The sequence below is a fragment of the Rhodococcus sp. P3_B8 genome, from assembly GCF_056402775.1.
The window spans coordinates 1-14,194 of the sequence record NZ_JBFUGT010000161.1; the positions used below are offsets into that span (position 1 = coordinate 1).

Genomic DNA, 14,194 nt, shown 5'->3' on the forward strand with positions numbered 1-14,194 from the left:
GCCGATGAAAGAGCTCCTCGAATACTCGTTCGGTGCGCAGTTGATCGCCGTCGGCAGCCACGGGCGAAATCCATTCACCGCGTCGATCGTGGGCTCGACGAGCCAGAGTCTCATCCACCACGCCCGGTGTCCGGTACTCATCTGCCGAAAAGGCTGAATACTAAGCGTCCGTTTCACTCTTTCGATCAGCCTGATTCATATTCACCATTCGCGGGCCCATTCCCGGGGCACGGCGCGAACTGAATTTCTACGTCAGAACACTGCTCCGACCTGCTCAAATAAACAACGCCACAGCGCTGATATCGCAGACTCACACGCAGCAGAAAATGCCAAGTGTTTCAATCACGCTAATTCGATTTCCTCCAGATTTCGGCACCGAATTTCGCGTTTATAGTTTCCGGCATGTCGGAGCCACGCTCATATCTCGTCTGCGCATCACAGCGCAGCGGCAGCACTCTGCTCGTCGAATCTCTTCGCGCCACGACCGTCGCCGGCAACCCCGAGGAGTTCTTCCAATACCTGCCGTCCACCAGTCGATCACCGCAGCCGCGGCAGTGGTTCGAGGGTGTCACCGACGAGGCGGTGCTCTCGCTGCTCGCCCCGCTCGAACCGGGGACCGCCGACACCCGCACCGCGGAGCAGTGGCGCGATCAACTGCTCAGCCTCGGTCGCACTCCCAACGGGGTGTGGGGCGGAAAGCTGATGTGGAACCAGGTGCCGCTCGTCCTCGACCGCGCCGCCGGACTTCCGGACCGCTCCGGTGACGACCTGCGGTCCGCCCTGGACGACATCCTGGGCCGCGACCTCGCCTTCATCCATGTCTACCGGCGTGACGTCGTCGCGCAGGCGGTGTCGCTGTGGCGGGCGGTGCAAACTCAGGTGTGGCGCGACGACGCCACCCCACCCGCCCCGCACGACGGCGCCGAGTACCACGCGGGCGGCATCGCCCACCTCGTCCGGATTCTGCGCGATCAAGATGAGCAGTGGCGCAACTGGTTCGAGGTCGAGGGACTCGACCACATCGACATCGGTTTCGACGATCTCGTCGCGGCGCCGCAGGCGACGGCGGCGAAGGTGCTCGTCGAACTCGGCCTCGACGCCGATCTCGCGCCCCCGCCGCCGCTGAAGCGGCAGAGCGACGGCCGCTCCAATGAATGGGTTCTGCGGTATCGGTCCGACGCCGCCGCGAACGGACTTCCGCTGTGACCGCCATCGGCGCCGCGGCGCCGCTGGACAGCGCCGCACGGCTGGACGAACTCCGTGCGCTGGAGGCGGAGGCCGTGCACATCATCCGCGAGGTGGTCGCCGAACTCGAGCGACCGGTTCTGCTGTTCTCGGCCGGCAAGGACTCGATCGTGTTGCTGCGGCTGGCGGAGAAGGCGTTCCGGCCGTCCCCGTTGCCGTTTCCCGTCCTGCACGTCGACACCGGGCACAACTTCCCCGAGGTGATCGAGTTCCGCGATCGCCGGCTCGCCGAGGACGGTCACCGGTTGATCGTCGCGTCGGTGCAGGAGTCGATCGACAGGGGCCGCGTCACCGAATCGGGCGGGCCCGGCACGTCCCGGAACCGGCTGCAGACCCGCACCCTGCTCGACGCCCTGGAGGCGCACCGTTTCGACGCCGCGTTCGGCGGCGCGCGCCGCGACGAGGAACGCGCCCGCGCGAAGGAGCGGGTGCTCAGCTTCCGCGACGAGTTCGGGCAGTGGGATCCGCGTTCGCAGCGGCCCGAGCCGTGGTCGCTGTACAACGGGCGGATTCGCCGAGGTGAGCAGGTCCGTGTGTTCCCGCTGAGCAATTGGACCGAACTCGACATCTGGCGCTACATCGAACTGGAGAACCTCGCGCTGCCGTCGATCTACTTCGCCCACGAGCGGCAGGTGTTCGAGCGCGACGGCATCCTGCTGGGGTTGTCCGAGTACACGCTGCCCACCGAAGACGAACTGGTGCAACGGCTCCGGGTGCGGTACCGCACGGTCGGGGACCTGACGATCACCGGCGCCGTGCGCTCGGACGCCGGCGACGTCGCCGGCGTGATCGAGGAGATCGCCGCGGCCACGGTCTCCGAACGCGGCGAGACCCGGGCCGACGACAGAACTTCCGTTGCCGCGATGGAAGACCGCAAGCGCGAGGGGTACTTCTGATGACCACCACCGGCCGGCCCCGTCAGCTGCTGCGGCTCGCCACCGCGGGCAGCGTCGACGACGGCAAGAGCACCCTGATCGGACGGCTCCTCCACGACACGGGCAGCCTGCCCACCGACCACCTCGAGGCGGTGACGAACGCCGACGGCGAGGCGGACCTCGCCGCMCTGTCCGACGGGCTGCGCGCCGAACGCGAACAGGGCATCACCATCGATGTCGCGTACCGGTTCTTCTCCACGCCGACCCGCAGTTTCGTGCTCGCGGACACGCCGGGGCACGAACGGTATACCCGCAACATGTTCACCGGTGCGTCGAACGCCCACGTCGCCGTGCTGCTCGTGGACGCCCGCGCCGGGGTGCTCCGGCAGACCCGACGCCACGCCCGGATCGCCGACCTGCTCGGCGTGCCGCACCTGGTCGCGGTGGTCAACAAGATCGACCTCGTCGACTTCGACGAGACCCGGTTCAAGGAAGTCGAATCCGAACTGGGTCTGCTCGCGCAGCGGCTCGGCGGCCGCGACCTCACGGTGATCCCGGTGTCCGCCACCCGCGGCGACAACGTCGTCACACGGTCGGATTCGACACCCTGGTACGACGGGCCCACGATCCTCGAGTATCTCGAAGAGGTGGAACTCGCCGCACCGTCCGCGGTCCCGTCCGAACTGCGACTGCCGATCCAGTGGGTGGCGCGTCCCACGGACGATCGGCGGCGCCGCTACACCGGCCGGCTGTCCGCGGGCACCCTGTCCGTCGGCGACGAGGTGGTGGTCCTGCCTGCGGGTTCCCGCAGCACGGTCACCGCCCTCGACACCCTCGATCCGAACCGGTCCGTCGCGGTCGCCCCGCTGTCGGTGTCGTTCGAACTCGCGGACGACCTCGACGTGGCCCGCGGCGACCTCGTCGTGAGCGCCGCCGCCGACGCGACCGCACCCGTCCCGGCCCGCGAGATCGACGCGACCGTGTGCTGGCTGAGCGAGACACCGCTGCGGGCAGGCGACCGGGTGGCGCTCAAGCACACCTCCCGCACCGTGCGCGCCACCGTTCAGGAATTGCACACCCAGCTCGATCCGGAAACCCTCGAAGAACACGACTCCCCCAGCGAACTCGCCCTCAACGACATCGGCCGGATCACGCTCCGGACGAGCACGGTGGTGCTCCCCGACCCCTACGCCACCAATCGCGACGCCGGCGCGTTCATCCTCATCGACGAGCAGAGCAACGACACCGTCGGCGCCGGAACCGTCGGCGAAGCCCGGGAAGTCGTGCCCGGCGAACAGACCCGGCACGACATCAAGTGGCACCCGTCATCACTGGAACGGGATCGGCGCTGGTCCGCGACCGGGCAGCGGGGCGCCACCATCTGGCTCACCGGGCTGCCGGCGTCCGGGAAGTCGACGGTGGCGGTCGCACTCGAGCGGACCCTCGTCGACGCCGGACGAACCGCGTACCTGCTGGACGGCGACAACGTACGGCACGGCATCTCGGACGACCTCGGGTTCTCGCCCGGCGACCGGGCCGAGAACATCCGCCGCGTCGGTCACCTCACCCGGTTGTTCGCGGACGCCGGGGTGGTCGCCATCGCGTCGATGGTGTCGCCGCTGCGCTCGGACCGCGCGATCGCACGGGCGCTCAACGAGGCCGCGGGACTGCCGTTTCTCGAGATCCACGTGAGCACGCCGGTCGACGAGTGCGAACGGCGTGACCCCAAGGGGCTCTACGCCCGGGCGCGCGCAGGCGAGCTACGCGGCCTCACCGGGATCGACGCCCCGTACGAGGCCCCCGAGAACCCGGATCTCGCATTCGACACCACCGGCGCCGATCTCGACGATCTCGTCGCGCGGATTCTCGCCGAACTCGCCCGGCACGAGACGCCACTGGTCTAGCCGGCGGCGAGCCGCTGGAGTGCCTCCTGGAGTGCGATCCGGTCGTCGAACACACGTCGGCGCGGCCCGTACGCCTGAACCCGGTCGTGCCCACGGCCTGCGACCACCACGACGTCGCCCGGCGAGGCGAGGGTGACGGCGGCGACGATCGCCTCGGCGCGGTCGGGGACGACGAGCACTTCGGCGTCGCCACCACTGCGTGCACCTCGCGCCACGTCCTCACGCAGGCGCTGCGCCTCGTCGGAGTACGGACTCTCGTCGGTGACGATGACCGTGTCGGCGAAACGGGCCGCGGTCGCGCCGAGCGGCACCCGCTTGCCGGGGTCGCGCTCACCGGTCGCCCCGACGACGGCGATGACCCGGCCTCGCGTCAGCGAGCGGAGGTACGGAAACAGACGTCGCTGACCGGCCGTGTTGTGCATGTAGTCGACGAACGCGAGGAATGCCTGGCCCGCGTCCACTGCCTCCAGGCGTCCGGGCACGGTGTCGAGGTTCTCGATCCCGGCGACCGCGGAGTCGAGGTCCACCCCGCGAACCGCGAGGGCGGCGATCGCCGCGAGTGCGTTGTCCACCTGGTGCACTCCGAGTAGCCGGAGCCGCACCGGTCTCGGCGCCCCGGCGCCGTGGAGCGTGAACGACGTACCGCCCTCGTCCGCGTGCACGGCGGACGCGGAGAAGTCGGCCGCGGTCGTCCTCGACGAGAACGTCACGCGGGGCACAGTGACGGTGGCGGCGAGGCGGCGTCCGAACTCGTCGTCGACGCCGACGGCTGCCGCGGCGCAGCGCCCCGGTTCGAACAATCGGGCCTTCGCCGCGAAGTACGCGTCCATGTCGGGGTGGAAGTCCAGATGGTCGCGGGCGAGGTTGGTGAACACCCCCACCCGGAACGACGTTCCGTCGATTCGGTGCAGGGCGAGGCCGTGGCTCGACACCTCCATCGCGACGGCCCCGATCCGGTGCTCGGCGAACGCGGCGAGGGTCTGCTGGAGCTCGCATGCCTCGGGCGTGGTCCGGGTCGCGGTGCGTGACCCGTTCGGTCCCCGGACGGCGATCCCCGTCATCATGCCGGTGCCGACACCTGCCGCACGCAGTCCCGCGTCCAGCAGGTACGCGGTGCTGGTCTTCCCGTTCGTCCCCGTCACACCGTAGACGTCGAGTGCCTCGGACGGATTACCGTACACCCACGCTGCCAACGGACCGAGAGCACGACGCGGATCGTCCACCACGATCGTCGGCAGGATGTCCGACCCGCGGTCGCTGAGCATCGCGACAGCACCGCGCGCCGCGGCCTCGACCGCGAACTCGATCCCGTGCCGGTGCCGCCCCGGCAGCGCCGCGTACACGTCGCCGGCCCGGACGAGACGAGAGTCCTGGCTGATACCCGTCACCGCTGCCTCGCCGGACCCGGAGAGTGTCGCCGAGCAGCCGAGGCGGCGCACCATCTCGCGCAGCAGCTTCGGCGGAGTGCACCGCGGGCAGTCGACGCTCACACTTCCAGTGCACCACTGCCGCGCAGGTCGCGAGCACGGAACCGCATCATCCGCCCCTACGTGGCTACACCGCTCCGCGGCTCGTCGAGAATTCCGCGGTCCGAACTGTAGGCCGAACGCACGTCCGGCACCCGCTCGAGAGTGGCGAGGTATTCCTCCATGGCCTTCCGGGCGTACGCCGTTCCCTCTTCCTCGCTCGGGATCGAGTCGCCCGTGGCCCGTCGCCACGTCGCGAGTTCCAGCGCCAATTCGGCCTGCGTCCCGGCGAAGTCCTCGGTGTCGGCCAGGTTGTCGCGTTCGCCGGGGTCGGCGACCAGGTCGTAGAGTTCCCGGCTCGGACGCGGCCGGAGATGCTCGGTGCCCAGCGCCGCACCGGACAGGCTGTTCTCGATGTCGAGGGGAAGATCGAGCTTGGGCCGAGGCGCGTAATTCTCGATGTAGCTGAACTGCTTGGTGCGCACCGCGCGAATGGGATCGAAGCTGTCGTGGAACGTCTTCTCCGTGAACAGGACGTCGCGTGCCGCCGACTCCGACCGGCCCAGCAACTGCCCGGCGTGGGAGACACCCTCCACGGCCGCGGGGATCGGGACGCCGAGCAGTTCGAGAAGGGTGGGAACGAGATCCACCCCGCTGAACAGGTCGTCGTAGACGCGAGGCGACGCCCGCAGCCTCCGCGGTGGGCGGATGAGCGTCGCAATTCCGGTGCCCGGCGCATACAGTGTCGACTTCGCACCGGGGAACGCCTCGCCGTGGTCGGTGAGGAACACGACCCACGTGCTCTCGTCGAGCCCCTCGGCGTCCAGCGTCTGCAGCAACCTGCCGACGGCCGCGTCGGCCACCTCGATCGACCCGTGGAATCCGGCCAGATCCTCACGGACCTCCGGCCGGTCGGGCAGGTACGACGGAACGTCGAAACCCTCGGGATCGGCGGGGACATACCTGTCGACCGGGTACGGGCGGTGCGTCTCGAAGAAGCCGGCGGTCAGCAGGAACGGTTGCGGAGGGAACCGCGACAGCCACCTCGACGCCCGATCGGTGACGTATTCGCAGTACGAATTCGTCACGTCGTACTCGTGGAAGCCGAGCCGCTTGGGATACGCGGTCTCGTGCTGCATCCCGAACAGGGACGTGTACCAGCCCGCCTCCGCCAGCAGGGACGGCAGCGTGCGGACGTCGTCGTGGTACTGCCAGCCGTGGTGTGCGAGGCCGATCAGCCCGTTGCTGTGCGGGTACCGGCCCGAGAACAGGGCGCCACGCGACGGCGAGCACAGCGGCGCCGCCGCATGCGAGTCCGTCAGCAGCACACCCTCCGCGGCGAGCCGGTCGAGGTTCGGACTACGTACCCCGGACGCGCCGTAACACCCGAGGTGACGGCCCAGATCGTGCCAGTGCACGATCAGAACGTTGTCACGGACGGGATTCACCGGGGTCGCCACAGTCGCCTCCTACATCGGCGGGGAGTTACAGGGAGACCGGAACTTCGGCCTCCGGGAGTTCGGGAGCCCGCGTCGCCCGCGCGTACACGGTCTCGCCTTCCTGCAGGCCGAGTGCCGCGCTGTCGCCGCGAGTCACCTGCGCCGAGAAGGGTTCGCCGGTCGCCTCGTTACGCAGATCCACCCGCACCTCGAATCCCAGGTGCACCACTCGCTCCACGGTGGCCCGGGTGACGCCGAGCGATTCGGCCGTGCCTGCCTCCTGGGCGAGGGCGAGGTCGGGATCGCGGCCGAGGCGGATGTCGTGCGGCCGGACCAGCTGACCGTTGAGCTTGGCCACCGACCCGAGGAACGACATCACGAAATCGTTGTGGGGGCGGTCGTAGAGGTCCTCCGGTTCACCGATCTGCTCGATCCGGCCCTTGTTGAGGACCGCGATCCGGTCGGCGACGTCGAGCGCCTCCTCCTGGTCGTGGGTGACCAGCACGGTGGTCACGTGCACCTCGTCGYGCAACCGGCGCAGCCAGGTGCGCAGRTCCGTGCGGACCTTCGCGTCGAGCGCGCCGAACGGCTCGTCGAGGAGAAGCACCTTCGGGTCCACGGCCAGGGCCCGCGCGAGCGCCATCCGCTGACGCTGACCGCCGGACAGTTGCGCCGGATAACGGTGCTGGAAGCCGTCGAGGCCGACGATCTCGAGAAGCTCGTTGACCTTCTTGTCGATCTCCGGCTTGGGCCGCTTGCGGATCTTCAGGCCGAACGCGACGTTGTCGCGCACCGTCATGTGCTTGAACGCCGCGTAGTGCTGGAACACGAAGCCGATGTCCCGCTTCTGCGGGGAGATGTCGGTGACATCGTTCCCGCCGATCACGACGGTGCCGGAGTCGAGGGACTCCAGCCCGGCGATGGATCGGAGCAGCGTCGACTTGCCCGAACCACTGGGCCCGAGGAGCGCGGTCAGCGAACCCGAGGGGATGTCGATCGTGACGTCGTCGAGAGCAGCAAAGGACCCGTAGTTCTTCCGGGCGCCGGTCACGGTAATCATGTGGTGCTCCTCTTGCGGTCGAGCAGGGTCATCAGAAGCAGGGTGATCAGCGCAATCCCCATCAGCAGGGTGGCTGCGGAGTAGGCACCGAACGTGTTGTGGTCGTCGATGTAGCGCGAGTGCACGAGCAGGGTCAGGGTCTGCGACACACCGGGGAAGCCCGAGGACACCATGATCACCGCACCGAACTCGCCCAGCGAGCGGGCGACGGTCAGGACCACACCGTAGGTGAGGCCCCAGYGGATGGCGGGCAGTGTGATCAGCCAGAACGTCTGCCAGCGGCTCGCACCGAGCGTCGCGGCGGCCTGTTCCTGCTCCTCGCCGATCTCGTGCAGGACGGGCTCCACCTCCCGCACGACGAACGGCAACGTCACGAAGAGGGTGGCGATGACCATGCCGGGAAGCCCGAAGATCACCTTGAACCCCAGCGATTCGAGCCCGCCGAACCAGCCGTTGGCACCCCACAGCAGGATCAGTGACACACCGACGACGATGGGTGAGACGGCGAACGGCAGGTCGACCACCGCCTGCACCAGGCCGCGGCCGGGGAAGCGGCCCCGGACCAGCGCGAGGGCGGTGACGATCCCGAACACCACGTTGACCGGGACGACGATGGCCACGATCAGCAGGGACAGGTTGAGTGCGGAGATCGCGGCGGGGGTGCTGATCGACTCGATGAAGGCGCCGATCCCGTTCTCGAACGTGCGGAACAGGATGATGACGATCGGCACCACCAGCAGGCCGAACAGATAGAGCAGCGCGACTGCGCGCAGGGTGATCCGGGTGGACCCAGAGAGCTTCATTCCGCCTGCTCCTCACGACGCTGCCCCCGGCTGGCGAAGACCCGGAGGGCGAACAACGTCACGAACGCGATGGCCAGGAGAGCCACCGACACGGCCGCCGCGGCGGCCGGCCGATCGATTTCGATCTGCTGTTGAATGTACTGGGAGGCGACCTGGGTCTCTCGGGGAATGTTTCCGCCGATCAGGACGACGGACCCGTACTCGCCGATCGCGCGGGCGAATGCGAGCCCCGCGCCGCTGATGATGGCCGGAGTCAGGGTGGGCAGCACGACGCTCCGGAAGATCGTCCAGTTGTCCGCGCCGAGTGAGGCCGCGGCTTCCTCGACTTCCCTGTCCACCTCGATCAGCACCGGCTGCACCGAGCGGACCACGAACGGCAGCGTCACGAATGCCAGTGCCACGATCAGACCGGGCTGCGTCGCGTTGAGGTGGACCCCGATCGGGCTCTCCGGGCCGTACAGCGACAGCAGCACGATGCTGGCCACGATGGTCGGCAGCGCGAACGGCAGGTCGATCAGCGCGTTGACGGCCCGCTTGCCGGGAAATTCGTCGCGCACCAGCACCCATGCGATGAGCGTGCCCATGATCACGTTGATCACGGCCACCACCACCGACACCACGACGGTGACGCGCAGGGACGCCACCGCCACGGGCGAGGTGATCGCGTCCACGAAGCCGCCGATTCCGTCGCCGAACGAGGCCACGGTGAGCGCGGCGAGTGGCAGGACCACGATGATGCTCAGCCAGAGTGTCGCGATACCGATGCCGAGCGGTCCCACCGCACCGGTGACCCGGGCGACCTTCTTGCGCGTAGGCGGAACGGGCGGAGACGGCACCGTGGTGCCGCGTCCGCCCGTCGCCGTCGTCGTGTCGCTCACGTCGGTCTTACTTGGTTGCGTTGTCGTAGAAAACTGCGATGGACCCGGTGTCCTTGGCGAACACCTCGGAGTCGACCTTGGACCAGCCGCCGAGATCGGCGATGGTCCACAGCTTGGCCGGTTCGGGGAACTTGTCGGCGAACTCGGTTGCCACCGCGGGATCGACCGGGCGGAATCCGGCCTCGCCCCACAGCTTCTGGCCCTCGGTGGTGTAGAGGAAGTCCTTGAACGCGTTGGCCTTCTCCAGGTTCTTGCTGTTCGACAGCACCGCGACCGGGTTCTCGATCTTGAACGTGGTCGGCGGGGTCACGTGCTCGACGGGGTCACCGTTGCCCTCGATGAACAGCGCCTCGTTCTCGTAGCTGAGCAGCACGTCACCGGTGCCCTGCAGGAACGCCTCCGACGCCTCGCGGCCCGACTTCGGCTGAATCTTCACGTGGTCGTTCACCAGCGACGTGATGTAGGCCAGACCGGCCTCCGGGTCCTGACCGCCGTTGCTCTTCGCTGCGTACGGTGCCAGCAGGTTCCACTTCGCGGATCCGGAGCTGAACGGGTTGGGGGTCACGACCTCGACGTCGGGCCGCAACAGGTCGTCCCAGTCGCGGATGTTCTTCGGGTTGCCCTCGCGCACGACGATGGTGACGACCGAACCGAACGGAATCCCGTTGTAGGCGTCCTGGTTCCAGCTCTTGTCCACCAGGCCGGCGTCGACGAGCCGCGTGATGTCGGGTTCGACGGAGAAGTTGACGAAGTCGGCCTCGGCGCCGTCCTTGACCTTGCGGGACTGGTCACCGGAGGCACCGTAGGACGGCTGGAAGGCCACGCCCTTGCCCTCGTCGGTGGCGTTGAACGCGGGGATCAGCTTGTCGAAGCCCGGCTTCGGCACGGCGTACGCGTACAGGTTGATGGTGCCCGCACTGCCGTCGGCACCGGCCGAGTCGCCGCCGACGGTGTCGCTGGCGCCGCCGCTGCACGCGGTCAGCGCCACAGCTCCGAGCGTCACGAGGGCCGTGAGAAGACTACGAGAACGGCGTTTCATGGGAGAAACCTTCCTGGGGATCTGTCACAGAGGGGTGGTGCGAAAAACGTGGGAGGGGGTGCGAGAGGAGGAACGCAGGGATCGCCCGAGCGGAATCAGGAATGCGAACGAAAATCAGCAGCGCGAGACCGGTCGAGCGTGCACGGTGTCACTCGCGCGCAGTGCTGTGTGCGAGGAAAAATCAACAACAGTCGATGTCGGCGACTGCGAGCATGCCGACAGCGATCAACGCCAATTCATGGCGGACCTGGTGTACAGCGGCTTCAGACACGCCGTGGACTGTAGCAGAGGCTGAACCAACCGCCCACATCGAACGGGATTTACCGGGTGACCAGCCATGCGACGACGACGAGGACGAGCAGCGCGAGCAGCGCGAGTGTGACGCGTGAGCGCGGCATCAGGCTTCCTCCACCTTCGAGACGTCCCGCCTGAGCAGGACGAAGACTGCGGCGAGGCCACGATCGAGCAGCCACGCCAGTCCTCGGCACACCGGCACCATCACCAGCAGCACGAGGGCGACCTGCGGAACGAACGGGAGCCCGGCGATCCACAGCTCGAAGCCGTCCCACCAACTCGCCATCCGGTCCACCGTGCCACCCTATCGTTCGCCGGCACGTGGTGGGCGCACAGGTGGACGCCGCGACGACGACGGCCGATGATGAGCAGATGGTGTCTCTCGATGCGCACTCGGACGACCAGCCCCGCTCTGCCGCGCATCGTCACCGTCGCGCGTTTCCGCCGATCGACGATTACGCGTTCCTGTCGGATTGCGAGACCACGTGCCTGATCGCCCGGAACGGGGCGGTCGAGTGGATGTGCATCCCCCGGCCCGACTCCCCCAGCGTCTTCGGCGCCGTCCTCGACCGCAGCGCCGGCCACTTCCGGATCGCGCCGTACGGGCAGAACGTGCCCGCCGCCCGCCGCTACCTGCCGGGCGGACTGATCGTCGAAACGACGTGGCAAACCGAAACGGGGTGGCTCATCGTCCGCGACGCACTCGTGCTCGGCCCGTGGCACAACGTGGAGCAGCGGTCCCGCTCCCATCGCCGCACCCCCACGGACTGGGATGCCGAACATGTCCTGCTGCGGACCGTCAAATGCGTGAACGGCACCGTGGATCTCGAGATGAGCTGCGAGCCCGCGTTCGACTACCACCGCGGCGACGCGGTGTGGGAGTACACGGGCAAGGTCTACGAGGAAGCCACCGCCACCTGCAAGTCGAGTGGTGCGGGCGACCACCCCACACTCCGGCTGACCAGCAACATGAAGCTTGGGCTGGAAGGGCGCGAGGCTCGGGCCCGGACCCGGATGGTCGAGGACGACAACGTGTTCGTCGCACTGTCCTGGTCGCACATGCCTGCGCCGCAGACCTATGACGAGGCTGCCGAGAAGATGTGGCAGACGGCGAAGTTCTGGCGGGAATGGATCACGACCGGCCGCTTCCCCGACCACAAGTGGCGTGGCTACCTGCAGCGCAGCGCCCTGGCGCTGAAGGGGTTGGCGTACGCCCCCACCGGCGCGCTGCTCGCCGCGTCGACCACGTCGCTTCCGGAAACCCCCGGGGGCGAACGAAATTGGGACTACCGCTACGCATGGGTGCGCGATTCGACATTCGCACTGTGGGGGCTGTACAGCCTCGGACTCGACCGGGAGGCCGACGACTTCTTCGCGTTCCTCTACGACGTGTCCAGTGCCGACGACGGCAAGTACCGGCCGCTGCAGGTGATGTACGGCGTCGGCGGCGAGCGGACCCTCGTCGAGGAGGAACTGCCGCACCTGTCCGGCTATGACGGCGCGCGTCCGGTGCGGATCGGAAACGGTGCGTACGACCAGGACCAGCACGACATCTGGGGAACGATCCTCGATTCCGTGTACCTGCACGTGCGATCGCGTGAGCGGGTGCCGGAGACGCTGTGGCCGATGCTCAAACGTCAGGTCGAGGAGGCGATCGAGCACTGGCAGCTCCCCGACCGCGGCATCTGGGAGGTGCGCGGCGAGCCGCAGCACTTCACGTCGTCGAAGATCATGTGCTGGGTGGCGCTCGACCGGGGCGCGAAACTCGCCGAGCAGCAGGGCGAGACGAGTTATGCGGACCGGTGGGCCGACCTCGCCGACGAGATCAAGGCCGACATTCTCGAGCACGGCGTCGACGCACGCGGAGTCCTCACCCAGCGTTACGGCAGCGACGAACTCGACGCCTCACTCCTCCTCGCTCCGCTCCTGCGGTTCCTGCCCTCGGACGACCCGCGCATACGCGCCACCGTGCTCGCCATCGCGGACGAGCTGACCGAGGGCGGGCTGGTGCTGCGCTACCGGGTGGAGACCACGGACGACGGGCTCACGGGCAAGGAGGGCACGTTCACCATCTGTTCGTTCTGGCTCGTGTCGGCGCTCGTGGAGATCGGCGAACTCGACCGCGCGAAGCGCCTGTGCGAGCGGCTCCTCGGGTTCGCCAGCCCCCTCGAGTTGTACGCGGAGGAGATCGATCCCGAGTCGGGTCGGCACCTGGGTAACTTCCCGCAGGCGTTCACCCATCTGGCGTTGATCAACGCGGTCGTCCACGTCATCCGCGCCGAGAAGGCCGCGGCGAGCGGCTTCCACCCTGCCCACTACACGGGGTGATCCGGCCGAGACCTGCGACTCCGGACTACTCCGCGAAACGGTGCAGCAACCGCTCCGCGTCGGCCGCGATCTGCCGTACCACGACACCCGCCGGCCGCTCCGACGTGACGAGACCAGCCGCCTCCCCGGCGTACACGACACCGAGGTCGGGATCCGCGGGGTCGTAGGCGRCGGCGAGTTCGGTGTCCGGGGCGTTCTCGCCGTGCCAGCGGGACGTGAACGCGTTGCTCAGGGCCCGGCCACCCCACCGGGCCGGCCACGGCTGGCTGCGCGCCTGGTCGAACACCGACGTGTACACGGTGTCCGCGCTGCCCGCCGCGATCAGCCTGCCGCGGGCGTACTCCGGTCCGATGGTCTCGGGGCTGGCCAGCAGCGCGGTCCCGATCATCGCGCCCTCCGCGCCGGCAGCGAGAACGGCGGCGAGACCACGGCCGGTCGCGATGCCGCCCGCGGCGAGCACGGGCAGCGCGGTGGAGTCCAGGATCTCCTGCAGCAGCGGCAGCGTCCCGATCCGGCCGGTGTGGCCGCCCGCCTCGCCGCCCTGGGCGATGACGAAGTCGACGCCCGCCGCCTCCACGACCCGCAGATCGTTGATCGTGTTCACCTGCGACACCACGAGCGCCCCGGTAGCGTGCACCCGCTCCACATAGGGCGCGGGATCGCCGAACGACAGCGACACGATCCGCGGGTTCTCCGCCAGCGCGGCGTCGAGCAGGGCGTCGTCGTCGTCGAGCGCCCAGGTCATCAACCCGATGCCGAAGGCGTCGCCGCCGATGCTCCGCGCGACCGCCGCCTCCTTCGCCACCCACTCCGGGGTGGCGTAGCGCGCCGCGCCGAGCAGGCCGAGCCCACCCGCCTTCGAC

Annotated in this window: 14 protein-coding genes; 5 read left to right on the forward strand and 9 right to left on the reverse strand. The window is 68.6% G+C overall.

What is annotated here, in order from left to right; genetic code table 11:
- The 4 genes from AC1D1G_RS30420 to cysC all read left to right on the forward strand — a co-directional run.
- The coding region (locus AC1D1G_RS30420) for a universal stress protein (RefSeq protein ID WP_477954970.1) at positions 1-157 on the forward strand (157 nt) is incomplete at its 5' end.
- A 245-nt stretch (positions 158-402) separates the two neighbouring features.
- A complete protein-coding gene (stf0, locus tag AC1D1G_RS30425; protein ID WP_477954957.1) occupies positions 403-1,206 on the forward strand; it encodes a trehalose 2-sulfotransferase in 804 nt (267 codons plus the stop codon).
- Positions 1,203-2,141, forward strand: a complete 939-nt coding sequence (cysD, locus tag AC1D1G_RS30430; protein ID WP_283353691.1) for a sulfate adenylyltransferase subunit CysD — start codon at positions 1,203-1,205, stop codon at positions 2,139-2,141. The genes stf0 and cysD overlap by 4 nt, the downstream gene beginning before the upstream one ends.
- Positions 2,141-4,024, forward strand: coding sequence for an adenylyl-sulfate kinase (gene cysC / locus AC1D1G_RS30435; RefSeq protein WP_477954958.1), 1,884 nt, complete (start codon positions 2,141-2,143; stop codon positions 4,022-4,024). Before cysD ends, cysC begins: the two co-directional genes overlap by 1 nt.
- Here cysC and AC1D1G_RS30440 read toward each other — a convergent pair.
- From AC1D1G_RS30440 to AC1D1G_RS30475, 8 genes are all read right to left on the reverse strand, one after another.
- Complete coding sequence (locus AC1D1G_RS30440; RefSeq protein ID WP_477954960.1) at positions 4,021-5,514, reverse strand: UDP-N-acetylmuramoyl-L-alanyl-D-glutamate--2,6-diaminopimelate ligase; 1,494 nt, start codon at positions 5,512-5,514, stop codon at positions 4,021-4,023. The two genes, cysC and AC1D1G_RS30440, sit on opposite strands and share 4 nt — an antisense overlap.
- Before the next feature lie 56 nt (positions 5,515-5,570).
- Complete coding sequence (locus AC1D1G_RS30445) at positions 5,571-6,950, reverse strand: sulfatase family protein (RefSeq protein ID WP_283353689.1); 1,380 nt, start codon at positions 6,948-6,950, stop codon at positions 5,571-5,573.
- A 25-nt stretch (positions 6,951-6,975) separates the two neighbouring features.
- Positions 6,976-7,989: a sulfate/molybdate ABC transporter ATP-binding protein gene (locus tag AC1D1G_RS30450; protein ID WP_477954962.1), complete on the reverse strand. Its 1,014-nt coding sequence runs from the start codon at positions 7,987-7,989 to the stop codon at positions 6,976-6,978.
- The gene (cysW, locus tag AC1D1G_RS30455) at positions 7,986-8,792 is read right to left on the reverse strand and encodes a sulfate ABC transporter permease subunit CysW (protein WP_477954963.1); all 807 of its coding nucleotides are present in this window, start codon (positions 8,790-8,792) and stop codon (positions 7,986-7,988) included. The genes AC1D1G_RS30450 and cysW overlap by 4 nt, the downstream gene beginning before the upstream one ends.
- A complete protein-coding gene (gene cysT, locus AC1D1G_RS30460) occupies positions 8,789-9,628 on the reverse strand; it encodes a sulfate ABC transporter permease subunit CysT (RefSeq protein ID WP_280782465.1) in 840 nt (279 codons plus the stop codon). Before cysT ends, cysW begins: the two co-directional genes overlap by 4 nt.
- A gap of 49 nt (positions 9,629-9,677) precedes the next feature.
- A complete protein-coding gene (locus AC1D1G_RS30465) occupies positions 9,678-10,709 on the reverse strand; it encodes a sulfate ABC transporter substrate-binding protein (RefSeq protein ID WP_477954965.1) in 1,032 nt (343 codons plus the stop codon).
- Between the two features lie 181 nt (positions 10,710-10,890).
- Positions 10,891-11,019: an Ms4533A family Cys-rich leader peptide gene (locus tag AC1D1G_RS30470; protein WP_368681004.1), complete on the reverse strand. Its 129-nt coding sequence runs from the start codon at positions 11,017-11,019 to the stop codon at positions 10,891-10,893.
- An 87-nt stretch (positions 11,020-11,106) separates the two neighbouring features.
- On the reverse strand, positions 11,107-11,298 hold the full coding sequence (locus AC1D1G_RS30475) for a hypothetical protein (protein ID WP_477954966.1): 192 nt from the start codon (positions 11,296-11,298) through the stop codon (positions 11,107-11,109).
- Positions 11,299-11,375: 77 nt separating this feature from the next.
- Between AC1D1G_RS30475 and AC1D1G_RS30480 the strand changes: the two genes are divergently transcribed.
- Positions 11,376-13,331, forward strand: coding sequence for a glycoside hydrolase family 15 protein (locus AC1D1G_RS30480; protein ID WP_477954967.1), 1,956 nt, complete (start codon positions 11,376-11,378; stop codon positions 13,329-13,331).
- A 25-nt stretch (positions 13,332-13,356) separates the two neighbouring features.
- On the opposite strand, the gene AC1D1G_RS30485 is transcribed toward AC1D1G_RS30480, so the two are convergent.
- Positions 13,357-14,194 (reverse strand): NAD(P)H-dependent flavin oxidoreductase (locus tag AC1D1G_RS30485; protein WP_477954968.1); only part of this gene is annotated, 838 nt, incomplete at its 5' end.

Coding starts and splice junctions, on each gene's coding strand:
- stf0 (WP_477954957.1), top strand. CDS start 403: ATGTCGGAGCCACGCTCATATCTCGTCTGCGCATCACAGCGCAGCGGC.
- AC1D1G_RS30465 (WP_477954965.1), bottom strand. CDS start 10,709: ATGAAACGCCGTTCTCGTAGTCTTCTCACGGCCCTCGTGACGCTCGGA.
- AC1D1G_RS30470 (WP_368681004.1), bottom strand. CDS start 11,019: ATGTGGGCGGTTGGTTCAGCCTCTGCTACAGTCCACGGCGTGTCTGAA.
- AC1D1G_RS30480 (WP_477954967.1), top strand. CDS start 11,376: ATGGTGTCTCTCGATGCGCACTCGGACGACCAGCCCCGCTCTGCCGCG.